At 55.3% G+C, this 26,195-nt stretch carries 17 protein-coding genes; 13 read left to right on the top strand and 4 right to left on the bottom strand.

Annotated features, from left to right (window positions below; all coding sequences use genetic code 11):
• Positions 1–41: 41 nt before the first annotated feature.
• Entirely contained in the window at positions 42–713 is a 672-nt protein-coding gene (locus ACN0VM_RS04335; RefSeq protein ID WP_417449621.1) for a TetR/AcrR family transcriptional regulator, read from the bottom strand.
• A 166-nt stretch (positions 714–879) separates the two neighbouring features.
• Here ACN0VM_RS04335 and ACN0VM_RS04340 point away from each other — a divergent pair, with 166 nt between their 5' ends.
• From ACN0VM_RS04340 to ACN0VM_RS04355, 4 genes are all read left to right on the top strand, one after another.
• On the top strand, positions 880–3,144 hold the full coding sequence (locus ACN0VM_RS04340) for a TonB-dependent receptor (RefSeq protein ID WP_417449622.1): 2,265 nt from the start codon (positions 880–882) through the stop codon (positions 3,142–3,144).
• A gap of 93 nt (positions 3,145–3,237) precedes the next feature.
• Positions 3,238–4,764 (top strand): class I adenylate-forming enzyme family protein, encoded by a 1,527-nt coding sequence (locus ACN0VM_RS04345; protein ID WP_417449623.1) that lies wholly within the window; start codon positions 3,238–3,240, stop codon positions 4,762–4,764.
• A gap of 1 nt (position 4,765) precedes the next feature.
• Positions 4,766–5,623 (top strand): alpha/beta fold hydrolase, encoded by an 858-nt coding sequence (locus tag ACN0VM_RS04350; protein ID WP_417449624.1) that lies wholly within the window; start codon positions 4,766–4,768, stop codon positions 5,621–5,623.
• A 79-nt stretch (positions 5,624–5,702) separates the two neighbouring features.
• Positions 5,703–6,923 (top strand): threonine ammonia-lyase, encoded by a 1,221-nt coding sequence (locus ACN0VM_RS04355; protein WP_417449625.1) that lies wholly within the window; start codon positions 5,703–5,705, stop codon positions 6,921–6,923.
• Between the two features lie 82 nt (positions 6,924–7,005).
• On the opposite strand, the gene ACN0VM_RS04360 is transcribed toward ACN0VM_RS04355, so the two are convergent.
• The 3 genes from ACN0VM_RS04360 to ACN0VM_RS04370 form a co-directional block, all read right to left on the bottom strand.
• Entirely contained in the window at positions 7,006–10,107 is a 3,102-nt protein-coding gene (locus ACN0VM_RS04360; RefSeq protein WP_417449626.1) for an efflux RND transporter permease subunit, read from the bottom strand.
• The gene (locus ACN0VM_RS04365; protein ID WP_417449627.1) at positions 10,104–11,195 is read right to left on the bottom strand and encodes an efflux RND transporter periplasmic adaptor subunit; all 1,092 of its coding nucleotides are present in this window, start codon (positions 11,193–11,195) and stop codon (positions 10,104–10,106) included. Before ACN0VM_RS04365 ends, ACN0VM_RS04360 begins: the two co-directional genes overlap by 4 nt.
• A 232-nt stretch (positions 11,196–11,427) precedes the next feature.
• Positions 11,428–12,306 carry a LysR family transcriptional regulator gene (locus ACN0VM_RS04370; RefSeq protein WP_417449628.1) on the bottom strand — a complete coding sequence of 293 codons (879 nt, stop codon included), beginning with the start codon at positions 12,304–12,306 and terminating at the stop codon, positions 11,428–11,430.
• Between the two features lie 132 nt (positions 12,307–12,438).
• On the opposite strand from ACN0VM_RS04370, the gene ACN0VM_RS04375 reads away from it, so the two are divergent.
• From ACN0VM_RS04375 to lpdA, 9 genes are all read left to right on the top strand, one after another.
• Positions 12,439–14,046, top strand: coding sequence for a carboxyl transferase domain-containing protein (locus ACN0VM_RS04375; protein WP_417449629.1), 1,608 nt, complete (start codon positions 12,439–12,441; stop codon positions 14,044–14,046).
• Positions 14,047–14,057: 11 nt separating this feature from the next.
• Entirely contained in the window at positions 14,058–14,852 is a 795-nt protein-coding gene (locus ACN0VM_RS04380; protein ID WP_417449717.1) for an enoyl-CoA hydratase/isomerase family protein, read from the top strand.
• Positions 14,849–16,858, top strand: a complete 2,010-nt coding sequence (locus ACN0VM_RS04385) for an acetyl/propionyl/methylcrotonyl-CoA carboxylase subunit alpha (protein WP_417449630.1) — start codon at positions 14,849–14,851, stop codon at positions 16,856–16,858. Before ACN0VM_RS04380 ends, ACN0VM_RS04385 begins: the two co-directional genes overlap by 4 nt.
• 28 nt (positions 16,859–16,886) lie before the next feature.
• Positions 16,887–18,053, top strand: coding sequence for an isovaleryl-CoA dehydrogenase (locus tag ACN0VM_RS04390; RefSeq protein ID WP_417449631.1), 1,167 nt, complete (start codon positions 16,887–16,889; stop codon positions 18,051–18,053).
• Positions 18,054–18,328: 275 nt separating this feature from the next.
• The gene (locus tag ACN0VM_RS04395) at positions 18,329–20,551 is read left to right on the top strand and encodes a TonB-dependent receptor family protein (protein WP_417449632.1); all 2,223 of its coding nucleotides are present in this window, start codon (positions 18,329–18,331) and stop codon (positions 20,549–20,551) included.
• A gap of 511 nt (positions 20,552–21,062) precedes the next feature.
• Positions 21,063–22,289 carry a 3-methyl-2-oxobutanoate dehydrogenase (2-methylpropanoyl-transferring) subunit alpha gene (locus ACN0VM_RS04400; RefSeq protein ID WP_417449633.1) on the top strand — a complete coding sequence of 409 codons (1,227 nt, stop codon included), beginning with the start codon at positions 21,063–21,065 and terminating at the stop codon, positions 22,287–22,289.
• A gap of 2 nt (positions 22,290–22,291) precedes the next feature.
• Positions 22,292–23,305, top strand: a complete 1,014-nt coding sequence (locus ACN0VM_RS04405; RefSeq protein ID WP_417449634.1) for an alpha-ketoacid dehydrogenase subunit beta — start codon at positions 22,292–22,294, stop codon at positions 23,303–23,305.
• Positions 23,306–23,307: 2 nt separating this feature from the next.
• Complete coding sequence (locus ACN0VM_RS04410; RefSeq protein WP_417449635.1) at positions 23,308–24,609, top strand: dihydrolipoamide acetyltransferase family protein; 1,302 nt, start codon at positions 23,308–23,310, stop codon at positions 24,607–24,609.
• Positions 24,610–26,007: a dihydrolipoyl dehydrogenase gene (gene lpdA, locus ACN0VM_RS04415; RefSeq protein WP_417449636.1), complete on the top strand. Its 1,398-nt coding sequence runs from the start codon at positions 24,610–24,612 to the stop codon at positions 26,005–26,007. It begins immediately after the preceding gene.
• Positions 26,008–26,195 lie beyond the last annotated feature (188 nt).

The raw sequence follows: 26,195 nt of genomic DNA on the forward strand, positions 1-26,195 counted from the left end.
GGTTCCCATACTGGTGGCGTGAGACGCCACTCTCTGTTTTATCAGTTCTTGTTCCTGTTTTTCGGTATACAAAGTTGCCTGAAACCTGCGGCAACAAAAGGCACCATGCGCTCATAAGCACTCACCATATCCTCAGATTTCGCAACGCCATCTGACAATTGATCGATGCGGCCCGTATGGGCAAACGTGAGGGTCAAGGCACCGGAAAGGAAATGATAGCTCCAATATATATTTTCCGGCTCTGCGTCAGGCAGCGCGCGTTTAAGCGCATCCATGAAGCGGCGGACAAGCGGGTCAAAATATTTCGTCATAAGTTGCCCACCCCATTCGGGCGAGTTGTTGATCTGTGCAATCAGCTCAAAATAATGCAACCAGCCTTCATCTTCCTGATAGCCATGCGCCAGAAGTGGCTTAAGAAAAGCGTCAATGATCGCCTCAACCGACGGACCAGCGTCACCCGCTTCCGCCTCGCATTTCTCCAGCGCTTCGAGCCGGGTGGTGTTCAGCACCTCGGCTCGGCGAAGCAATACCGCGTCAAAAAGCCCCCGCTTGTTCCCAAAATGATAACTGGCGAGCGCAAGGTCCACCTTCGCACGATCTGCGACCATACGCATGGAAACGCCGTCGAACCCGTGTTTTGCAAACAAGGCCTCTGCAGCGTCCAGTATTCTATCTTTACGTTTAACCCGCCGGTTAGGTGTGGTTTTAGCCACGCATCCCCTCCATTTCCTTCACTCTTAACCCAGGCATGCCGTCGGCGTAAATCCCAATAGCGCCAAATTCAATGATCGTTGAATTTTTGTATTGACATTTCAACGATTGTTGAATTTTAATAACGCCAAGGTCGATAAATCTACTCACAACCCTGGGGAGGGAAATATGAGAGTATCTAAAGCACTACGCGTTGCTCTAATGGGCTGCGCAGGTTCCGCTGCAATGGTAATCGCCAATCCGACACTAGCCCAAGAAAGCGCCGATGCTGGCGTTAAAGCGCTGGAAGAAATACAGGTGACGGCACGCCGGCGTACAGAAAGCCTGCAGGATGTTCCGATAGCTGTTTCTGCTTTTTCGGGGAGTGATCTGGCTTTGCGCGGTGCTGCTGACATCACCGAACTGGCGCAAATGGCACCAAGCGTCACGCTTGAGCCGTCCCGCGCCACAAGCTCCACGCTGACTGCTTTCATCCGTGGTGTCGGCCAGCAGGACCCGCTGGCCGGTTTTGAGCAAGGCGTTGCGCTTTATCTGGACGATATTTACATGGCTCGTCCTCAAGGCGCCCTTCTGGACATTTATGATGTAGAGCGCGTTGAAATCCTGCGCGGACCACAAGGCACACTATATGGCCGTAATGCCGTGGGCGGCGCCATCAAATATGTCACCAAGCGGCTCGGCGATGAACCGGAGTTTGGCCTGAAGCTATCTTACGGCAGTTATAATCAAGTTGACGCTGTCGCCAAAGCGGCCATGCCGATCAGCGACAAAGTTCGCGTTGGGGCAACGGTTGCGTCCCTGAATCGCGATGGTTTCGGTGAAAACCTGACCACAGGCGAAGAACACTACAACAAACAGATACTCGCGGCCCGCGCGAGCATTGAGTTCCTGCCAAGTGATGACCTTTTCATCCGGGTATCCGCGGACTATACCGACGACGACTCAAATTCTGTCGCTGGACATCGTCCCTACGCCGGTGCCGTAAGCGGCACACCCGTAACCGACAGCGTCTATGACACCTATGCCGGCGCCACCGAAAATGGTTCCACGAGTGGCATCGATGGGAATAACGAAGTTACCGCCAAAGGCATTCAGGGCACGATCGAATGGGCGGCCAGCGACACGGTAACCCTGAAATCCATCACCGCCTACCGCGAGGACTATACAGAATCGGTAATCGATTTTGACAGTCTTGCCGTCGATGATATGGATGCGCCGGTTATTTACGATAACGAACAGTTCAGTCAGGAACTCCAGCTTCTGTATACGGGCAACCGCCTTTCGGGCGTGTTCGGCTTTTATTATCTGGATGCAAGCGCCTCGAACGACTTTGATGTGGTTCTGGGCCAGCTTGGGCGGGCTTTTTACGGCAGTGAACTGGTAGCCTATACCGGCGGAACCGTCGACACCAAAGCATGGTCATTATTCGCAGACCTGAGCTATGAAGTGAACGACGCCGTGTCGCTTTCGGTTGGCGGCCGTTACACCAACGATAAAAGGTCGGCCGATATCTTCCGTGCCAACTATCTTGGACAGGGATCGCCGTTTTTTGGCTTCGAGAACAGCATCTTCCTCGCGGCATCAAGTGATTTTGAATCCGAGCGCACCTTCAAGGACTTCTCGCCGCGCATCGCGCTTGACTATAAAATCAACGAGGATGCACTTGTTTACGCCTCCTTCAGCCGGGGCTTCAAAGCAGGCAGTTTCGATCCGCGTGGTGCCAACCTCACTTCACCAGAGGTGGAAGACGGTTTCGATGCCGAAACGCTGGACAGCTACGAAATCGGCCTGAAGTCCACATGGCTGGATGGTCGCGCCCGTACTAACCTCGCTGTCTTCTACAGCGACTATAAAGATATGCAGATCCCGGGCTCGCTGCCCATTGACACCGACGGTGACGGCACGAATGACGGCTTCGTCGGCACGGTGACTAACGCTGGCAAGGCAACAATCAAGGGTATCGAGTTTGAGGGTACTTTCCTGCTCAGTGATAACCTGACCCTGCAAACCTCGCTGAACCTTCTCGATGCCGAGATCAAGGAATGGCTGCTGAACGGCGTCAATGTTGCCGACCAGCGCGCCGTGCAAAACACACCTGAATTCATGTCCTATGTCGGCATGACCTATATGTGGCCGATGTCAAACGGCAGCACCATCAGCTTCAACGGAAACTGGTCCCATAAGGGCTCCATCGTTCAGTTTGAAACGCCGGTCACGGAGATTGATCAGGATGCCTACAGTCTCTTTAACGCCAGCATCGTCTGGACGTCGGAGAACGGCAACTACTCCCTTGGCCTGCATGGCAAAAACCTTGGCAACAAGGAATACAAAACTGCGGGTTACAACTTCCCGACCCTCGGGCTTGAAAACAATATCACCACCTTCTACGGCCCGCCGCGTACTATCACCGCGACACTTGGCCTGAAGTTTTAACCCCCCAGGTAAGGGGCCGGAGATCAAGGTCACTCCGGCCCCTGCCCGCCGCCACATGCGGTATTCATTTCAACTTTGATGTGGGATTGTCAAATGGCTGCATTTGATACCAGTGCTCCGCTATTGCCCGAAATCTTCTCGCTTCACGGCAAGTGGAAAGACAATAAACCGGCACTTGTCTGTGAAAACCGTATTGTGTCATGGCGGCAGTTTGAAGCGAACACCAACCGCATTGCCAACGCCCTGATATCGCGCGGTGTATCACGCGGGAAAATGGTCGGCGTGGTCATGAGTAACGGCATCGCCATGGTCGAAGTGCTTGTTGCCGTCATGAAATCAGGCGCTTGTTCGGTACCGATCAACTTATCGGTAAGCGACGAAGCGCTTGAAGCCATGCTGAAAGACGCTGACGTCAACGCCGTTTTTTGCACCACAGACCAACAGGCGCGGCTTCAACCATACCTCACGGCGCAGAGTAGCGTTTTGGCGGTGTCTGACGAGGAACTGGCTGACTTCTCCAAAGCGGCGTCAACTTGCCTGCCAAGTGTAGGGCTTGAGGACAACGACCCGCTCAATGTCATATATAGCTCAGGCACCACCGGTATGCCCAAGGGCATATTGCATACCCATCAGGGCCGGCGTGACTGGGCCTATGATCTTGCCATTGCGCTTAGATATCATTCGGCGGCCAGGACGCTCTTTTCCATCGGACTTTATTCCAACATCAGTTGGGTCGGTATGCTCTGTACCCTGCTGTCCGGAGGCACCATGGTTATTGCGCCGAGGTTTGAGGCGCATGAGACATTGCAGACCATTCAGGATCAGGGCATCACCCATTTTGCCATGGTCCCAATTCAGTATCAGCGCCTGATGGAAGTGCCTGATCAAGACGCATTTGACCTTTCTACCATCGAAGCGGTGATGAGTTGTGGCTCCCCACTGCATGCTGACCTTAAAAAAACACTGTTCCAGCGTCTAGGGCCCAGGGCGGTGATTGAGCTGTTTGGCCTTACCGAGGGTGTGATCACCACGCTTGACCCCGAAGAGGCTGAGGGTCGAATGGCTTCGGTCGGCAAGCCGTTGATCGGTACCGACATCCGGATCATCGGGGATGACGACAAAGAAGTGCCAAATGGTCAGTCTGGTGAGATTGTCGGCTGCGGCCGTATTGTCATGCCCGGTTACCTGAACCGCCCTGACGCAACAGCCGAGGCCACATGGACCGACGCAAATGGCAAGGCGTGGCTCAGAACCGGTGACATTGGACAACTGGACGAGCAAGGCTATCTCTATATTGTCGACCGCAAGAAGGACATGATCCTTTCGGGCGGGCAAAACATCTACCCGCAGGATATCGAAGCGGTACTGATAAAACATGAAGCCGTGAATGAAGTGGCGGTGATTGGTATACCCAGCGCGCGCTGGGGCGAGACACCGCTGGCGATTGTGGTGCCCGAGCCGGGAAAAACCATCGACGAGGCAGCGCTGGTAGACTGGGCCAACGCGCAACTGGGGAGGCAACAGCGTATCTCAGGTGTGGCCCAAACCGATGCCCTGCCCCGGAACGCCAACGGTAAAATTTTGAAGCGAGAGCTTCGCGAGATATATGGGGGAAACTGACGTGAGCCTTTACGTCGACTGTTATTTCACCAATCCGGATGGTTTGAAACAGTATTACCGCGACTATGATAACGCGGGACCTAGGGCACCAGTTGTGCTGTGCATGCCCGGCCTCACGCGCAACCCGAAAGACTTTGATGCAATCGCGGAACATCTCGCTGATCGCTGCCGCGTCATTGCTGTGGCCAACCGCGGACGCGGCTTGTCTGACTATGACCCCGACCCAAGCCGCTATACGCCCCTCACTTATGTATCCGATGTCATGGCACTCCTTCGTCACCTAGGTGTGAAAGAGGTTATCGCCCTTGGCACGTCGCTTGGCGGCTTGATGACCATTCTCATTCAGGCAATGCACCCCGGCACATTGAAAGCAGCGATAATCAATGACATTGGCCCTGAGGTGGACCCAAGGGGCATTGCCCGCATCAAAAGCTACGTTGGCAAAGGCACCCCGCCAGAGACCTGGGAAGCGGCCATCAAGGCTGTGAAACAGGCAAATGCGGGGGTCTACCCCAATTTCTCCGATGCAGACTGGGAGTGGTACACCCGAAACCTCTACGCTGACGACGCGGGTAAGCCCAAAGTACAGTATGATCCGGCCATCAGCCAAAATTTCGAAAATGCGGACGACCAGAGCGCGCCGGATCTGTGGCCAGCCTTCGCTGCCATGCACAGCATCCCAACAGTAGTACTAAGAGGTGAACTGTCTGATATTCTTTCAGAGGAAACGCTTGACCGCATGGCGGCGGAACACCCGGACCTTGTGCCGGTTATAGTGCCCGGCCTCGGTCATGTGCCGTTGATGAGCGAACAGGTCTGCAAGGACGCAGTTGACACCTTGATAGCCCGGCTCCTGTAATAAATTCCAGCTTTTTATGGACACAAGATACGGTCTGTGGCAAAGCTGCGGACCGTATTTTTATTTCGTGGAGTGACCCGTGAGTGAACAATTATTGCCCATTAACGCTCAGGATGTTTATGATGCTGAAAAGGCAATCAGCGGCAGCGTCAAGCGCACGCCGATGGAAAAATCTCAAACTCTCTCCCAGATTACCGGCGCTGAATGCTGGTTCAAATTCGAGATTTTCCAGTTCACAGCGGCTTATAAGGAGCGCGGGGCGCTAAACAAGCTGTTGTCATTGCCCAAAGATACAAAAGGCGTGATAGCGGCATCTGCAGGCAACCACGCGCAGGGCATCAGCTATCATGCCGGGCGGCTTGGTATCCCGGCGACGATTGTCATGCCTGAGGGCACTCCGTTCAACAAAGTAAGCCGCACCGAAGAATTAGGTGCGCGTGTTGTGTTGACCGGTGCCAACTTTGAGGAAGCCACCAAGGCGGCCTATTCACTGGCAGACGAGGAAAACCTCACCTTCATTCACCCTTTCGACGACCCTCTCGTGATGGCCGGACAAGGCACCGTCGGGCTTGAGATGCTTGAAGACGTGCCTGATCTCGACACTCTCGTCGTACCCATTGGCGGCGGCGGGCTCGTGTCGGGCATTGCCACGATAGCCAAACATATCAATCCTAAAATTCGTATCGTCGGCGTGCAGACCGAAGCTTTCCCTGCCATGAAGGAAACCATTGAGGGAAAATCCCTGCGCGGTGACAATATTTCCATCGCTGAAGGCATTGCGGTTAACAAACCGGGAAAAAAAACCGAGAATGTGGTGCGCTCGCTCGTAGATACCATCGTCACCGTGCCGGAACGCCACATTGAAGCTGCAATCATCACCATTATGGAAATTGAAAAAGTGGTGGTGGAAGGCGCTGGCGGCATTGGTCTTGCCGCTGTGATGCATCATCCGGAGCTTTTTAAGGGCCATAAGGTGGGTATTGTGCTGTCTGGCGGCAATATCGACAGTCGGCTGCTGGCCAGCGCCATCATGCGCGGCATGGCACGCGACGGCCGCCTTGCCCGCCTGCGTATCACCATGATGGACCAGCCCGGCGCACTTGCAAAGGTGACAGATGTCGTTGCTCGCGTTGGTACCAACATCATCGAGATGCGCCATCAGCGCGAATTTGGCGCGCTGTCACTCAAGCAAACCGAGATGGAACTGGTTATTGAAGCCAAGGACCGCGACCATGCCCAGGCTCTCGTCGACGCCTTGGAAGATACAGGCTTCAAGGTGGATTTCGCCAAAACAGTTTAAGCCTAGCCAACCACCATACCCAATTAAAAAGCCGGGAAAGTGACCCTTCCCGGCTCCACTTTCGTCTAAAGTCAGCGTCATCCTATTCTGCTGGTATGCCCTTGGCTTCCTTTTCTTCGATCTCACGCAGTTTCGCAGCCACATAGCCCGGTGACTTCGTATATTTCGCGAACATATCGTAGAAAACCGGCACGATGAAAAGTGTGAAGAAGGTGGCCACGATCACACCGCCAAATACCGTCACCCCGATGGTCTGGCGGCTTGCGGCTCCAGCGCCCGATGCTATCATCAGCGGTACAGCCCCCATAGCGGTAGAGAGACCCGTCATCATGATAGGGCGCAGGCGCAGGGCTGATGCTTCAAGCAGCGCCTCGCGGATTTCCTTGCCTTCATCCCGAAGCTGGTTGGCAAATTCCACAATCAGAATACCGTTTTTGGCGGCAAGGCCAATGAGCATGATCAGGCCAATCTGGCTGTAGATATTGAAAGTACTGCCCGCCAGATAAAGCCCGAGCAGGCCCCCCAGCACCGCCAGCGGTACCGTCAGCATAATGACAAACGGGTGCACAAAGCTTTCAAACTGTGCAGCAAGGATGAGGAAAACGACCACAAGTGCGAGTGCGAAGATGAAATAAATATCGCTGCCAGCTTCCTTATATTCCCGCGTTGCACCCTTATAGTCGATACTGGTCACATCGGGGATCACCTCGCGCACAAGGTTCTCCATATATTCGGTAACTTCACCAATGGTGTAACCAGCCGCAACATTTGCAGAAACGGTCAAGGCCCTTACGCGATTAAAGCGGCGAAGGTCACCCGCGCCAGAATCCTCCGCCACATTTACGAGGTTGGTCAACGGAATCAGGTCGCCTGTGCGGCCCGACGCCACATAAATATTTTCCATGTCAAGCGGTTGGCGACGGTCGGCCTCCTGCGCCTGCAAAATCACGTCGTATTCCTCGCCATCATCGACATAGGTTGTGACTCTTCGTCCTCCCATCATTGTCTCAAGCGTTCGGCCAATTTCACGAATGGAAACGCCCATATCGGATGCGCGCTCACGGTCAATACGCACACGATACTGCGGCTGAGTTTCCTCATAGTCAGTATCCACATTCACGAGGCCCGGATAGTCCACCAATTCATCCAGAACGATTTGTTTGAACCGGCCTAATTCTTCATAGGTAGATCCCCCAATCACAAACTGGAAACTCTCTGACCCGCCACCACGGCTCAGGCCTGAGCTTTCAATCGGGATCGCTTGTGCGCCTGGTACATTATTCATCAGCTTGGGACGGAGCTCTTCAAGGATTTCGGTTGACGAACGCTCCCGCTCATCCCAAGGAGAGAGGATAATAAAACCCCAGCCGCCGCCGCCATCAACGCGCAGCAGCAGACGTTTAAGTTCTCCGGTTTCCAGAAGTGGCAGTACCTGAGCCTCAACCTTCAAGGCTTGCTCGACCATGAATTCATGGCTGGCACCCTCAGGGCCCTTGATACGCATGAAAAGGTTGCCACGGTCTTCGATAGGTGCAAGCTCGCTCGGGATGCGGCTTTGAAGCCCCGCTATCAGGGCAAAACACACAACAAAAGTCATCGTTACCAACACCTTGTTTCCAAGGCAGACAAGCAGCAAACTTGTGTAACCACTTTGAATACGCTTGAAGGTACGGTCGAGCCAGACGGCAAACGCAGGCTTTTTATTACGCCGCCGCACGAGCAAGGAACACATCATCGGGGTAAGCGTCAGGGCCACGAGACTTGAAAAAGCGACCGCAGCAGACATCGTTATTGCCAACTCACCGAATAACCGCCCGACGTTGCCTGTCAGGAACATGATGGGAACGAAAACGCCGATGAGTACCAGCGTTGTCGCGATGACAGCGAAGCCTACCTGCCGCGCGCCGCGATAGGCTGCCAGAAGGCCCGGCTCTCCCTCCTCTACCCGGCGGTAGATGTTTTCCAGCACAACGATGGCATCATCCACCACAAGCCCAATCGCCATGACCAGACCAAGCAGCGTGATAAGGTTGATAGACACGTCAAAAAGGCTCAGCACCCAAAAGCTGGAGATAATACAAACTGGTACAGTAACGGCAGGCACCAGAACGGTCTTGATGTTACCAAGAAACAGGTAGAGAACCAGCACCACCAGAGCCATCGCAACAAAAAGCGTGAAATAGACTTCCTCGATCGCTTTCTCGATAAACACGGATGTATCGAAAGCAACGATAAGCTCCATGCTCTCTGGCAAAGTCTCGCGAATACGTTCCGCTTCGGCCTTCGCAGCACGCGCAACCGACAACGTATTGCCCTTTGATTGCTTGACCACACCAAGGCCGATAACCGGGTTGCCATTACCGCGGAAAGTCCGCTCATCCCGCTCGGCCCCCAACTCCACTGAAGCTATATCAGCAAGACGAACAAAGCCGCCGTCATCGCCTTTTCTTATCACCATGGTATTAAAGTCAGTCGGGTTGGCATATTCACGGTTGAGGCGCACGATGGTATCGCGGTTGAGCGATTCAATCTTGCCGGCGGGCAACTCCACGTTTTCAGATCGCAGGACGTTTTCGATGTCAGTTACCGTAATGCCTCGTGCCGCCATCGCCTGACGGTCCAGATTGATCCGGATTGCATATCGCTTCTGACCGCCAATGCGCACGCCGGACACGCCATCCACCACAGAAAGGCGGTCAACAATATTGCGCTCGGCATAATCGGTAAGTTGCAGCACATCCATTACAGGGCTTGTGAGGTTAAACCAAAGTACCGGGCGGGTATCATTATCGGCTTTGGAAATCTCCGGGGGTTCTACCTCCTCGGGCAAATTATTCAGGACACGGCTAACTCTGTCGCGCACATCGTTTGCTGCCGCATCGATATCCCGCTCCAGCATGAATTCCACGTTAATACTTGAGCGGCCGTCATTGCTCGTTGACTCAATTGTCTTGATCCCCGGCACGCCCGCAATGGCACTCTCGATAATTTGCGTTACGCGGGTCTCTACGACTGCGGCATTCGCGCCAGGATAATTGGTCCGCACACCTACGATTGGCGGGTCAACGTCCGGCAATTCCCTCACAGCAAGTTGCTGGAAGGAAAGTAAGCCGAAAGCGATCAGCAACATGCTGACCACAACAGCAAATATAGGTCGTTTTACCGAAACATCAGATATAATCATGACGATGCTCCATCCGCGACGTCAGTTGCCATATCACGAACCTTCACACCTTGCCTGCCCAAACGAAGTGTGCCTTCAACCACCACGCGGTCACCGGCTTTGATACCCTCAAGTACTTCGACATATCCCGGACGGCGAAGGCCAAGCTTGATCTCACGCCTCACTGCTTCGTCACCCTCGACAACAAAGACAAACTGACGCCCACCGCTCGGGACAACAGCTTCCTCGGGCACTGACAAGCCTTGCCAAGCTTTACTCAAGACCTGGACCGTCATTAGCAAGCCCGGCCGCAGCAGGTTTTCACCGTTGGGTACCTCAGCGCGAACAATGACGGATCGTGTAATTGGATCAACACGGCTGTCAATCGTTGTGATCACCCCCTTGAAGACGCGCCCGGGATAAGCAGAGACCTTGGCCTCTACGGTCTGCCCCTGTTTGAGCGTGGCGATGAAGCGTTCCGGCACCGAGAAATCGAGTTTTATCATGTCAATAGCATCGATGGTGGTAATCGCCTGATTAGAAGAAAGTAACGACCCCTCGCTGACCTGCCGCAGCCCCAACATTCCATCAAACGGGGCCACAACGCGTTGGTCTTCCAGACGAGCCTGTACGGCCTGCAGCCGGAAACGTGCCTCATCCAGCCGACGCTGTTCGGTATCAAGGGCTGCGGTCGACGCATTTCCCTGTCGCACAAGGTTTTTTATCCGCTCAAAGCTGCGTTCCGCCTCTTTCAGGTTGGCTTCCGCCTCCCTAAGTTGGGCAAGTTCTTCTTCATCTTCGAGCTTGATCAGAATGTCGCCTTTTTTGACAATCTGGCCGTCATCAAACTGCACACTGCGAACCGTGTCTGACACGCGCGCTGCCAAGGTTACGGATTCACGTGCCCGCGCCGTGCCCAGTGCCTCGACCACATCTTCAAACTCTTTTGTTTCCACAGGTTTACTGACGACGGTGACCATCCGCCCGCCGCGCATGTCACGGTTTTCGCTCATTCCGTCGCCGTATATAAGCCAGGCGGCGGCACCGGCCAGAGCGATAAATACCGCGATCAATACTATACGGCCAGATTTCATGCCATCCTCGTTCATTTCGACCCCTTGGAAACTGTGCACAGTCAACTGAAAAATTCTACATACTATACAGATGTAGCAACGATAAACCTTCGAAAAATAAGGAGGTTATTCACTCTCTACGAAATTTAGCTGGTTCGGTTTGCCACAAAACAATCTGCGAGATAATCGCTTTTTTTCAAAAGCCGGTCATAACACCGTGATACTTACTTAATACATTGGTTTACAACGTCTGTTACCGGTACTTCTTTCAAACATATCCACCCCAGCAATTTTCGACGTGCCGTTCAAAATTGGCGGCGAGTTGAGTTGTTCCCGCAGCAAGTTGATAGCGGGGACGGAAAAGCGCCAGCTTTCGGTGGTAGTCAAATCCGCTAAGGTTAACCGCCCGCACCCGATCGTCGACGAGACTTTCAGGCACTACGGTCCCCCCGATGCCAGCTGCCACCATCGCGATGGCACGGCTATCGTTGGGCGTCCGGTATACAAGTCTTGGACGCACATTCTGGTCGGTAAAATATCGGCTCGTCTCTGACAAAACCTCGCAGCGGCTACGCACGATCATATAGTCTTCCGCGAGGTCCGCTGCACCGACAGAGCGTCTGCTGGCAAGGCGGTGCTGGAGTGGCAGGATAAACACGTACTTTTCATCGAAAAGCGGGAGCGCCTTGTCCTTGGTCTCGCCCCGGTAGACCGACAGCGCATAATCAAGGCTCCGGTCGTCCAGTCTGTTTGTCAGTTCCTGCTCTGTACCATCATAGACCTCAACCGTTACCTTTGGCTCAGCCTCCTTGTAAAGGGCCAGAAGCTCCCCAACTGCCCTGCTGGACAATGTCGTCAACACCCCCAGCCGCAAAACGGGCGTAGTCGCAGTTTCTTCAAGTGCCTGCATGGCCAAATTGCATTCATGAAGAATAGCCTTCGCGCGTGGCAGGAATCGGGTACCCGCGTCGGTCAGGAATACCCGCCTGTTGGAGCGTTCAAACAGAGGCTGGCCAACCTGTGCCTCAAGTTTCTTGATGCCTGCCGACAGTGTCGGCTGCGTCACGAATGTACGGTCGGCAGCGCGGGTGAAACTGCCTGTTTCCACGACGGCGAGAAAATAGCGAAGAAGGTATAAATCCATCATAGACGTTATCTATGGTTTCCATTTTATCAATCAATTTTACCAATACCACCCTTTTCCATATATTGCCACCGAACGCAAGAGCAATGCCCGGTCCCCGGGCAGACAAAAGTGTGCGATTTCAGGAGACAGTTTATGGCCGTGATTACCTCCGGCATCCACACCGGTACACCGGACTTTGAAGCCAATGCCGCGCATATGGAAACGCAAGTTGCCGATCTGCGTGCCAAGGTCGCAACCATAAGCCTTGGTGGGCATGAACGCGCCCGTGAGAAACACGTATCGCGCGGCAAGCTGCTACCGCGTGAGCGCGTGAACACACTGCTTGACCCGGGCACCCCGTTTCTGGAGCTGTCCCAGCTCGCCGCTTACGGCATGTATGACGCGGATATTGCCTCCGGCGGGGTGATCACCGGCATTGGGGTTGTCGAGGGCACCGAATGCATGATCGTCTGCAACGATGCCACGGTAAAAGGCGGCACCTATTACCCGGTAACCGTGAAAAAGCATCTGCGCGCTCAGGAAATTGCGCGGGAAAACCGCTTGCCCTGTATCTATCTGGTCGACAGCGGCGGCGCCAATCTGCCAAACCAGGATGACGTATTCCCGGACCGTGATCATTTTGGCCGTATTTTCTATAATCAGGCCACCATGTCGGCCATGGGTATCCCACAGATCGCGGTTGTGATGGGTAGCTGTACCGCAGGCGGTGCCTATGTGCCTGCCATGGCGGACGAAAGCATCATCGTACAAAATCAAGGCACCATCTTCCTCGGCGGTCCGCCGCTGGTGAAGGCTGCCACTGGAGAGGTGGTAACAGCCGAGGACCTCGGTGGCGGTGATGTGCATGCGCGCACATCCGGCGTTGTCGATCATCTGGCAAAAGATGACTATCACGCGCTGGCGCTCGCCCGAAAAATTGTATCCAATCTCAATCATGGCAAGGAACTGCCGCTCAGGAAACGCGAGAGCGTCGAGCCGCTATATAGCCCTAAAGAGGTTTACGGTGTTATCCCGAAGGACACGCGCCAGCCCTATGATGTGCGGGAGATCATCGCCCGGGTGGTTGATGGCAGTGAATTTGACGAGTTCAAGAAGCTTTACGGTGAAACACTGGTGTGCGGCTTCGCCCACATCCACGGCTTCCCGGTGGGTATTGTTGCCAACAACGGCGTTCTGTTCTCGGAAAGCGCGCTCAAGGGGGCGCACTTTGTTGAACTGTGTGCACAGCGCGGTATTCCGCTGGTATTTCTGCAGAATATCACCGGCTTCATGGTCGGCCAGAAGTATGAGAACGGCGGTATCGCCCGTGACGGCGCAAAAATGGTCACAGCCGTCGCTTGTGCCAATGTGCCCAAGTTCACCATCCTGATTGGCGGCAGTTTCGGCGCCGGCAACTACGGCATGTGCGGCCGCGCCTACCAACCGCGTTTCCTTTGGATGTGGCCTAATGCCCGTATTTCCGTGATGGGTGGTGAACAAGCGGCAGGCGTGCTTGCCACCGTCAAGCGTGACGGCATGGAAGCCCGTGGCGAGGCATGGTCCGCAAAGGAAGAAGACGCTTTCAAGGCCCCCATTCGCGAGATGTATGAGGAACAGGGCCACCCCTATTACGCCAGCGCCCGGCTTTGGGACGACGGGGTAATTGACCCCGCAGACACCCGCCGTGTGCTGGGCCTTGCGCTTTCCGCCAGCATGAATGCCCCCATTGAGCCGACGAAGTTCGGCGTGTTCCGGATGTAAGGAGTATCATGATGGTAGACACACTTCTCACCAGCATTGATGAACGCGGCGTCGCGACAGTTACCTTGAACCGCGCCGATGTACATAATGCTTTCAATGATGACCTGATCTGGGAACTCAACAACGCCTTCGGCAAGCTTGGTGCCAACGATGATGTACGTGCGATAGTGCTGACGGGTGCAGGGAAAAGCTTCTCGGCAGGCGCTGACCTCAACTGGATGAAGGAAGCCGCGCACTATTCCGAAGAGCAGAACATGCGCGACGCGCTCACACTCTCTGGCATGCTGTCCACGCTCAACAATTGCCCCAAGCCGACAATCGCGATTGTCAATGGCGCCACTTTTGGCGGCGGTGTGGGTCTGGTCTCCTGCTGCGACATCGCCATTGCGGTGGAAGGGGCGAAGTTTTCGCTCTCTGAGGTTCGGCTGGGCCTGACACCGGCTACAATCTCGCCCTATGTAGTGGCTGCAATTGGCGCCCGCGCTGCGCGGCGTTATTTCCTGACGGCAGAACGCTTTGACGCCGACGAAGCCCGGCGTATAGGCCTTGTACATGAAATGGCACCATCCCTGCAGGATGCCTTCAGTCTCGCGCACGTGTTTCTTAAAAACATCCTCGCTGGCGCCCCTGTCGCTCAGCAGGAAGCCAAGGACCTTATTTCCGCTGTTGCAGAGCGAGAGATTACCGAGGAACTGCGCACCGATACTGCCCACCGGATCGCAGCGCGCCGCGCCAGCGATGAGGGCCGTGAAGGACTGTCAGCCTTTCTGGAGAAACGTAAACCGGTATGGAGTGTTGACGCATGAGCAACCGCATCAAAAAACTGCTGATCGCCAACCGGGGTGAAATTGCCTGCCGGGTTATCTCAACTTGCCAACGCATGGGCATTAAAACCGTCGCTGTCTATTCTGACGCTGATGCAAAGGCCCTGCATGTCGAAATGGCGGACGAAGCCGTCCATATCGGCCCGGCGCAAGCAACAGAGAGCTACCTGAAAGCAGACAAAATCTTGAACGCCTGCAAGGTTACCGGCGCGGACGCCGTGCACCCGGGCTATGGTTTCCTGTCGGAAAACCCTGCATTTGCAGAGGCATGTGAGGAAAACGGCATTATCTTTGTCGGCCCTTCTGCCGCTTCTATGCGCGCTATGGCGCTCAAGGGTGCTGCGAAACAGTTGATGGAAGACGCAGGTGTGCCCGTCGTACCCGGCTATCACGGTGAAGACCAAATGCTGGAGACCCTCACCCGCGAGGCAGAACGCGTGGGCTACCCTGTCCTGATCAAGGCTGTCGCTGGCGGCGGCGGCAAGGGCATGCGCAAGGTGTTTGACGCCAAGGATCTTCCGGCTGCCATTGAAGGTGCCAGGCGCGAGGGTAAAAACTCCTTCGGTAACGAAACGCTCTTGATTGAGAAATATATCCAGAAGCCACGCCATATTGAGCTTCAGGTTTTTGGCGACAGTGAGGGCATAGCCGTTCACCTGTTTGAACGCGACTGTTCCCTTCAGCGTCGCCATCAGAAAGTGGTGGAAGAAGCCCCTGCCCCCGGCATGAGCGTTGAGATGCGACGTGCGATGGGGGATGCTGCCGTCCGTGCCGCAGAGGCCATCGGCTATCAGGGTGCAGGCACGGTCGAATTTATCGTTGATGTCGCCAATGGCCTTGACGATGCGCCTTTCTTCTTCATGGAAATGAACACTCGCCTGCAGGTGGAACACCCGGTGACCGAGATGATCACCGGGCAAGACCTTGTTGAATGGCAAATCCGCATTGCGGAGGGCAACCCGTTGCCCCTTAGCCAGGACGAAATCGACGTGCTTACCGATGGGCACGCGGTCGAAGTGCGCCTTTACGCGGAAGACCCCTATAATGACTTCCTGCCCGCCACCGGCAGGGTCGGGCTGTTTGACCCATTCGCAGACCCCGGTCCCACGGGCCGTATCGACGCTGGAGTGCGTGCTGGCGATGAGGTTTCCATCCACTATGACCCGATGATCGCAAAGCTGATCGCATGGGGTGAAGACCGCCAGCAGGCCATCGATGCTCTCCGGAACCTTGTGCAAGAAACCCCGGTAACGGGTTTGAAAACAAACAGGGATTTCCTGTTGGCCGCCTTGTCAGAACAAGACTTTGCCAACGGCGACGTGCACACAGGTTTCATTGAGGAGCATAAAGATACGCTGCTTAAAAAACCTGTCCCGACAAACAGGGATTATGCGGTCGCATCCTTCGCCATAGTGGCGGCCCGACAGGAGCGTGCGGGCGGCGATGATCCATGGGCCATTCTCGACGCTTTCCGCATGAACCTGCACGCCAGCGAACAGCTATGGTTTGATGCGGGGGAAGACGATGTCCTGACTGTCAAAATGCGGGAGGATGGCACACATCTGACTGCAGAAATTGGCGCTGCAAGCTTCGCAGCCGATATTGTCAGTTTTGCGGATAACGTGTTCACCTATGTGATGGAAGGCCGCCGGGAGCGCCTGTTTGCCGAGGTGGACGATAAACACGTCACCCTTGTCAAGGGTGAAGCCACCCTCACCCTTGCCCGACATGCCCGTGACGGCGGCGGTGATGACGAAGCCGACGGCCCCGGCACCATCCTCGCGCCCATGCCTGGAAAAATCCTTGATGTGAAGGTCGCCGATGGTGACATCGTCGAAAAAGGCCAGCCTCTTCTGGTGATGGAAGCCATGAAGATGGAGCAGACCATCAACGCACCGCGCGACGGCAAAGTCGCAGGCCTTGGCCTGAAGGCCGGCGATCAGGTCACCGGCGGTGCTGTGCTGCTGAACATCCAAGATACAGAATAAAAAACACCCCCAGAAGGAACCCCCGAGAATGTTTGAGTTTCCGCATTTAAAGTTTGGCCACGGTGAAGAGATTGAGATGCTGCGCGAAAGCGTGTCACGTTTCGCCCGTGACGAAATCGCCCCACGTGCCGCAGAAATTGACGAGAAAAACCTTTTCCCATCAGACCTTTGGCAAAAAATGGGTGAACTGGGCATTCTCGGCATGACCGCCCCTGAAGAACATGGCGGCGCTGACATGGGCTATCTCGCGCATGTGGTGGCTATGGAAGAAATCAGCCGAGCATCAGCCAGCGTTGGTCTCAGCTACGGCGCACATTCAAACCTGTGTGTCAACCAGATCACCAAAAACGCGAACGCGGTGCAGAAGGCGAAATATCTGCCCAAGCTGATCTCCGGCGAACATGTTGGTGCGCTAGCGATGTCTGAGCCCGGCGCCGGATCCGACGTGGTTTCCATGCGCCTGAGAGCCGAAAAGACCGATGATGGCTTTGTTCTTAACGGCAACAAAATGTGGATCACCAATGGCCCGGACGCCGATGTGCTGGTGGTTTACGCCAAGACGGATATGGATGCCGGCCCGCGCGGTATTACTGCTTTCATTGTTGAAAAAGGTATGAAGGGTTTCTCAACCGCGCAGAAGCTGGACAAACTTGGCATGCGTGGGTCCAACACCTGCGAACTGGTGTTCGAGGACTGTTTTGTGCCCTATGAGAATATCGTTGGAGAGGAAGGCCGCGGCGTAAACGTCCTGATGTCAGGCCTTGACTATGAACGCGTTGTGCTTTCCGGCGGCTCGCTTGGCATTATGCGCGCCTGTCTTGATACGGTTGTGCCCTATGTGCATGAGCGCAGCCAATTCGGCCAAGCCATTGGAACCTTTCAGCTAATGCAAGGTAAGCTTGCCGATATGTATTCCACCTGGGGTGCATCCCGCGCCTATGTTTATACCGTGGCGGCCGCATGCGATCGGGGAGAAACCACGCGCAAGGACGCCGCTGGCTGTATCCTGTTCGCCAGTGAAAAGGCTACATGGATGGCGGGTGAAGCAATCCAGACACTTGGCGGTAACGGCTATATCAACGAGTATCCGACCGGTCGCCTGTGGCGCGATGCCAAGCTTTACGAGATTGGCGCAGGCACCAGCGAGATCCGCCGTATGCTGATTGGACGTGAACTGTTCAACGAAACAGCCTAAAATTCAAGGCCGGCACACATTGCACATCTGGCACAATTTTGTGCCGGATGTGTGTCTGATCTGAGCAGGATCTGTGAAGACTTTGAGCAAGGTTTGCGCAGAAAAAAGCTGACCTTCCGCACGCATTTCGGTGCGCCAGAGTCACCACAATGTGTCTTTTACGCACCACCCAGACCCTTTTCCCGCGACCGCTTCTGAGAATGACTTGCAGCACCTTAATGTCAATGCTAGCAGCAAGCTAACTTTGCAAGTCATTCTGAATAACGGAGCAACACATGCGCGTGCGTCAATTCACCGGTGTTTCCACCCTCGCCCTCCTGATCGCGGCGCCAAGCGCTGTTCATGCCGATGCAGTAGCGATCGATTATATTGACATCGAACGCATTCAGGTGGTGGGGAAACACACTGACCGCGCGAACATTCCCGGAGCTGCGACCCGGCTCAGTGAAGAAGATCTCGAGCTATTCAAGTATCAGGACATTATGCGCACGCTGCGAATGGTACCCGGCGTCAATATTCAGGAAGAAGACGGCTTTGGCCTGCGTCCCAACATTGGGCTGCGTGGGTCGGGCGTTGAGCGTTCCTCCAAAATCACCCTGATGGAAGACGGCGTGCTGATCGCCCCGGCCCCTTATGCGGCGCCTGCGGCATACTATTTCCCTACAGCCGCCCGTATGCAGGCGGTTGAGGTCCGCAAAGGCTCAGCCGCTGTCAAATTTGGTCCGCGATCCGTCGGCGGCGCAATCAACCTGGTGAGCCGCAGCATACCTGATGATTTTGCCGGCTTTTTTGACGCGCGTATCGGCAGCGATAATCTCTTCACCACACACGGCAGCCTGGGCGCCTCCGGTGACCATGTCGGCGGCATGGTTGAATTTTTCAGTTCCTCAAGCGACGGTTTCAAAAAGCTGCCGGGCGGTGAGGAAACAGGCTATGAGATTGAGGATTATCTGGGAAAATTCCGTATAAAAACGGATGCAAACGCCGAGATCCAGCAATCGCTGACCCTCAAGCTGTCGAAAACCAACAATGATTCAGATGAAACCTATCTTGGTCTTTCCGACAGTGATTTTGCTGCCTCGCCCTATAGCCGCTATGCCGCAAGCGCTCTGGATCATATGGATACCAGCCACGAGCAGATACAGCTCACGCACCAGATCAAGCTTGGCGATGTCGAGGTTGTCACAACCGCCTATAAAAACAGCTTCGAGCGCGACTGGTTCAAATTCAACGACCTGCAAGCAAGCACCGACAGCTGCGGCAGCACGAGCGGTGCCTTTGTCCTTGCCAATGAGGGCATCTGCGCCACTGAGCTGGCCTGGCTCAAGGGTACACAGGACAGCCCCGAAGGCGCGATCCGCCTGCGCCACAACGCCCGCGCCTATGACGCCAAGGGTATCCAGTCGCTTGTTGCCATTCCGTTTGTAACCGGCGATGCAAGCCACGATCTTGAAATGTCGGTGCGCTATCATGAGGATTCGGAAGACCGGCTTCAGAACAACGAAACCTACACCATGGTGAATGGCAGCCTGATCTTTGAAAATGAGACTGCGCTTGGCAGCGCGGGCAACCGCCTTGTGGAAGCAGAAGCCTGGGCTTTCTTCGCGCAGGACACCATCAGCTACGGCAACTGGACAATCGTCCCCGGCATCCGCTTTGAAAGCATCAAGCTCAACCGCACAGACTGGGCCGGATCGGACCCAAGCCGCGCAGGCACAGCAACAACCCGCCCCGAGGCAGATATTGACGCCGTCATCCCCGGGCTTGGCGTTACTTATAAGTTGACCGACCAGCTCACGCTGACAGGCGGTATTTTCAAGGGTTTCAACCCGCCCGGTGCCGGCAACGCCGATACACAGGAAGAAAAAAGCCTGAATATTGAAGCGGGCGCGCTATACGACCAAAACGGCTTCTTCGCCGAAGGTATCGTATTCTTTTCAGACTATAACAATATCCACGGCGACTGCACCGCATCCTCTGGCCAGCCTGGGGACTGTGAAATTGGCGACCAGTTTAATGGCGGTGCGGCGCGTATCTTTGGCCTTGAGCTATCCGGCGGCTATACCGCACTGCTGGGTGGCGAGTGGTCCGCGCCAATCCGCTTCAACTATACCTTCACGGATGCCGAGTTCCGCACAAGTTTTGAGGACAGCTTCTGGGGGTCTGTAGTCAGAGGCGATGAATTTCCCTATCTGTCCCGCCATCAGTTCACCGTCAGCGCAGGTGTCCAGAACGACGTGTTCAGCACAACGTTACAGGTCAACTATGTATCAGCCTCACGCGCGGAAGCTGGCACGGGTACAATAGCCGAAACAAACCGGATCGACGGGCGCTTTGTGGCAGACCTCGCGGCGCATTACCGCCTGACAGATAACCTGCAGCTTTTTGCCAGCGTCGATAACCTGTTCGATGAAACTTACTCGGTAGCAAGGCGACCGATGGGCCTTCGCCCCGGCAAACCGCGGACCATTATTGGCGGCGCGAAATTTACATTCTAACAGTACCCGTCATACTGCGTTTTGAAACCGGTGAGCCGCCTAGGCTCTCCGGTTTTATTTTATATTGCGGGCCCATATTGGCATCAGTTTCGAGAATCGGATAAAATCGTTTTACCTTAAGTATCTAGATGCTAATTCTTCAACAATCGCTGAAATTTGAAATTAGCCAGTTTTCGGGGTACAACTTGGCTCTGTATGTTGCAGTCGGGCAGCGCTATGTAGCCCAAGATAATGCCTCCTTTGGCATAGAACACACCTGTGAATAGCACCGTTTAATCCAGCGCTTTCAAGGGCCGGAACTCGTTTTCAGACCTTTCTTCACCGCGACCGGACCAAATCACGCTATAGTTGCAGCAGGCGGTCGGCTGCAGCAGCAATTTCAAGCTGGCAATGCACTCGTAATGACCATTGAGAAAAAGATTGATTTTTTGAAAAAATACGTCAGTGTTGCTGACATATTTTCGGGGTGAGGAACCCATTGCTGACAACCACGATAGAGGTGTGAAGCGTCATGTCTGAATACGGACCACTAAAATTTCATGTACCTGAACCGCCGGGACGCCCCGGTGATGCGCCGAACTTTGACGGCATTGTCATTCCTGAGGCCGGATCGGTACGCCGACCGGATATCGCCTGCCCAGCAGCCGATATGAAGGAACTGGCATCCACCATGGTGCGCGTCCTGAACACCGACGGTGAAGCCGTAGGCCCGTGGGCCGAAGGACTGGACGATGATGTTCTGCTGCAGGGCCTCAAGAATATGATCCGCGTCCGCGCCTATGACGAGCGTATGATGACACTTCAGCGGCAGGGCAAGACATCCTTCTATATGAAATGTACAGGCGAGGAAGCGATCGCGGTCGGCTTTCGGGCTGCGCTGTCAAAAGGCGACATGAACTTCCCGACGTACCGCCAGCAGGGCCTGCTCTTGTCAACCGATTACCCCATGGTTGATATGATCTGCCAGATCCTCTCCAACTCGCGCGACCCGCTGAAGGGCCGCCAATTGCCGATCATGTATTCCTCCAAGGAACATGGCTTTTTCTCGATCTCCGGCAACCTTGGCACACAGTTCATTCAGGCGGTTGGCTGGGCGATGGCATCGGCGATCAAGGGAGACACCAAGGTGGCTGCGGGCTGGATTGGCGACGGCTCCACAGCCGCGACAGATTTTCACGCCTCACTCGTGAACGCATCGGTGTACAAACCGCCGGTTATCCTCAACGTGGTGAATAACCAGTGGGCGATCTCCTCTTTCCGCGGCATCGCAGGCGGTGATCACGCCACCTTTGCCGAACGCGCGCTTGGCTATGACATCCCTGCCCTCAGGGTCGACGGCAATGACTTCCTGGCCGTCTATGCAGCCAGCAAGTGGGCAGTAGAGCGTGCCCGTCGCGGATTTGGCCCGACGCTTATCGAATGGGTCACTTACCGTGTAGCACCGCACTCCACCTCTGATGACCCGAGCCAGTATCGGCCGAAGGAAGAATCCGACGCGTGGCCGCTTGGTGACCCGATCCTGCGGCTCAAGAACCACCTTGTCGCCCGCAAGCTCTGGAGCGATGAGCAGCAGGTGCAGGCCGAAGCCGAATATAATGATGAAATTCGTGCCGCGACCAAGGAAGCCGAGAGCTTCGGCGTCATGGGTTCCGGTTCGAGCCCCAAAGACATGTTCGACGATGTTTACAAGGAAATGCCACAGCACCTGCGTGAACAACGCCAGAAGATGGGAGTATAGACATGCCGCGTATGTCCATGATTGAAGCCATCCGCGATGCGATGGATGTAAAACTGGGCCAGGATGACAATGTGGTCGTCTATGGTGAGGATATCGGCTATTTCGGCGGCGTGTTCCGCTGTACCGCTGGCTTGCAGAAAAAATATGGCACTAGCCGCGTGTTCGACAGCCCGATCAACGAAAGTGGCATTGTCGGCACCGCCATCGGCATGGGTGCCTACGGTATCCGCCCTTGTGTAGAGATCCAGTTCGCGGATTATATCTACCCGGCCTATGACCAGATTGTGTCGGAAGCCGCGCGTATCCGCTACAGGTCGAACAAAGACTTTACCTGCCCGATCACCATTCGCACACCCTGTGGCGGCGGTATTTTCGGCGGCCAGACCCATAGCCAAAGCCCGGAATCGCTCTTTACCCATGTTGCCGGGGTGAAAACAGTCATCCCGTCAAACCCCTATGACGCCAAGGGCCTGTTGATCGCCTCGATTGAGGATGATGATCCGGTAATCTTCTTTGAACCCAAGCGGCTATATAACGGCCCGTTTGACGGTCATCATGACCGCCCGGCGTCCAACTGGTCCAAACACCCGCTGGGTGATGTGCCGGAAGGCCACTATACGGTCGATATCGGCAAGGCCAAGGTGTTTGCTGAAGGTGAAGATGTTACCATTCTGACCTATGGCACCATGGTTTATGTGGCAGAAGCGGCAGTCAAGGAAACCGGCATCAATGCCGAGATCATTGATCTGCGCACGCTGATGCCGCTTGATATCGACACCATTGTGCAATCGGTCGAGAAAACCGGCCGCTGTATGGTTCTGCATGAAGCGACCTTAACGTCCGGCTTTGGCGCGGAGCTCGCGGCACAGGTGCAGGAACGCTGTTTTTACCATCTGGAAAGCCCGGTTGTGCGTGTCGCAGGCTGGGATACCCCCTACCCCCACGCTCAGGAATGGGATTATTTCCCCGGACCAGCGCGGGTTGGCAAAGAACTCAAAGCGATGATGGAGGCTTGATCATGGGTGTTTACAAGATACGCATGCCGGATGTCGGCGAAGGCATCACCGAAGCCGAGATCGTCGAATGGAACGTAGCTGTTGGCGACGTCGTCAAAGAAGATGACGTGTTGGCTGCGGTCATGACCGATAAGGCAACGGTTGAGATCCCATCGCCTGTTGACGGCACGGTTAAGGACATTATGGGCGAGATTGGCGAAATGACGCCAGTCGGCACCGTGATCATCGCGCTGGAGGTGGAAGGGGAAGGTAACAATATCCCTGACACACCAAAGGCCGAAGAAAAGACGGAAGAAGCACCAAAGGCTGAGGAGAAAGCCGACAAACCTGAGCCTGAAAAGACTGCAGCGCCAAAGCCGGAACCAAAGAAAACACCGGTTCCCAAGCCGTCGGTTATGAAAGCCCAAAGTGGCGCACCCCGTGCTGAGGGCGAAAAGCCGTTAGCCTCCCCCGCTGTGCGCAAGCGCGCGATGGACGCGGGTGTCAAACTTCAGTATGTGCACGGCACCGGCCCTGCTGGCCGCATCAGCCATGAAGACCTGGATGCCTATATCTCGGGCGAGAGTGCGCCTGCGGTTGTTGGTTCCGGTCGCAGGCCCAACATGGATGTCAGTGAGACCCGTGTGATCGGCCTGCGCCGCAAGATTGCCGAACGCATGCAGGACGCCAAGCGCCGTATTCCCCACATCACCTATGTGGAGGAAGTGGACGTCACCGAGCTTGAGAGCCTGCGTGAGCATATGAACGCCAGCAAACAGGCGGACCAGCCGAAGCTGACCATCCTGCCTTTCATCATGCTGGCTATGGCTCGGGCGCTGAAAACCTCGCCCAAGCTGAGCAGCCACTATGACGATGATGAGGATATGCTCTACACCTATGGTGCGGCGCATATTGGCATGGCGGCACAAACACCGGGTGGCCTTATGGTGCCGGTGGTACGGCACGCAGAGGCGCTTGATGTCTGGGGTATCGCCAGCGAAGTGCAAAGGCTGGCCACGGCTGCGCGTGACGGCTCGATCAAGCGCGAAGAGCTGACAGGCTCCACCATCACACTTTCAAGCCTCGGTCGCATGGGCGGCATTGTGTCCACCCCGGTAATCAACAGCCCCGAGGTAGCGATTGTGGGTGTCAACAAGGTTGCGGTGCGCCCTGTGTATCAGGACGGCGGCTTTGTCCCCCGCAAAATCATGAACCTGTCGTCCTCCTTCGACCACCGTATTGTCGACGGATGGGACGCGGCCGAGTTTATCCAGCGCATTCGAATGCTGATGGAAAACCCGGCAACCCTGTTTATGGAGGCGTAAATGACCAAAACAATTGAATGCAAGGTTTTGGTGCTTGGCGGCGGCCCCGGCGGTTATATCGCTGCCATCCGCGCTGGCCAGCTTGGCCTTGATACCGTGTGTGTTGAAGGCGCGGAACTGGGCGGCACCTGCCTGAACGTGGGCTGCATCCCATCCAAAGCCATGATCCACGCGGCGGACGAGTTTGAAAAAGCTGTGCATTTCACGGGCAAAAATGCGCTGGGTATCTCGCTTGAGAAACCCAGCCTTGATTTCAAACAGACAGTGGCGTGGAAAGACGGCATCGTGAAGCGCTTGACCGGCGGTATTGGCGGCCTGTTCAAGAAGAACAAGGTCAAACATGTGGCCGGTTGGGGCACCATGGTTGACGGCAAAACCTGTGAAGTCGCGACCGAAGACGGCACCGTGACCATCAAGGCGCAGCATGTGATCCTTGCCACCGGCTCAGTACCGGTTGAGATCCCTTCTCTGCCTTACGGCGGCAATGTCATCTCCTCAACCGAGGCGCTCTCGCTCGACAAGGTGCCGGGCAAGCTGACGGTGATCGGCGGCGGCTATATCGGCCTTGAGCTCGGCATCGCCTATGCCAAGATGGGCTCTAAGGTGACTGTAGTGGAAGCGCTTGGCCGCATTCTCGCGCAGTATGACAAGGACCTGACAAAGCCTGTGGCCGCCAGCCTCAAGAAGCTCGGCATCAAGGTCTTGACCGACACAAAGGCCAAAGGCCTGTCGAAGGACGGCAAGGCACTCCTGGTTGAAACCAAGGATGGCAACGAGGAAGAGATCAAGTCTGACAAGATCCTTGTCACCGTCGGCCGCCGCGCCAAGACGGAAGGCTGGGGGCTTGAAGGCCTTGACCTCACCATGAACGGCCGCGTGGTGGCAATTGATGACAAGTGCCAGACCTCAATGACCGATGTCTATGCCATCGGTGACCTGACGGGTGAACCCATGCTCGCGCACCGCGCCATGGCGCAGGGCGAGATGGTGGCTGAGATCATCGCGGGCAAAAAGCGCACCTTCGACAAGGTCTCCATCCCCGCAGTTTGTTTCACCGACCCCGAGATCGTCACCGCAGGCCTGTCGCCGGAGCAAGCCAAAGAAGCCGGCTTTGACATCAAGGTCGACCAGTTTCCCTTCATGGCCAATGGCCGCGCCATGACCATGGAGGCCGAGGACGGTTTTGTGCGTATAGTGGCGCGTAATGACAACCATGTTGTGCTTGGCATCCAGGCTGTTGGCAAAGGAGTAAGCGAGCTTTCGGCTGCCTTTTCGCTCGCGCTTGAAATGGGCGCGCGGCTTGAAGACATCGCAGGCACCATCCACGCCCACCCGACACAAAGCGAGGCCTTCCAGGAAGCTGCGCTCAAGTCGCTCGGCCACGCGCTGCATATTTAAGCGAAACTACATAATCCAGATCAAGGGGTGCTCCTGTGGGGCACCCCTTTTTTATGTGCAGCATCTTTTGCCATATCGCCGTAACCCTCTGATTCCGTAACGTCGGATGCTGCCTTGCGTGAGAGAAAATTGTGCATTGATACTATATTTCTTAAGCCTATTCACAAATTTCAAAACACCGGCAAAAA

Origin of the sequence: Kordiimonas sp., assembly GCF_048260245.1 — a bacterium.
Taxonomy (GTDB): domain Bacteria; phylum Pseudomonadota; class Alphaproteobacteria; order Sphingomonadales; family Kordiimonadaceae; genus Kordiimonas.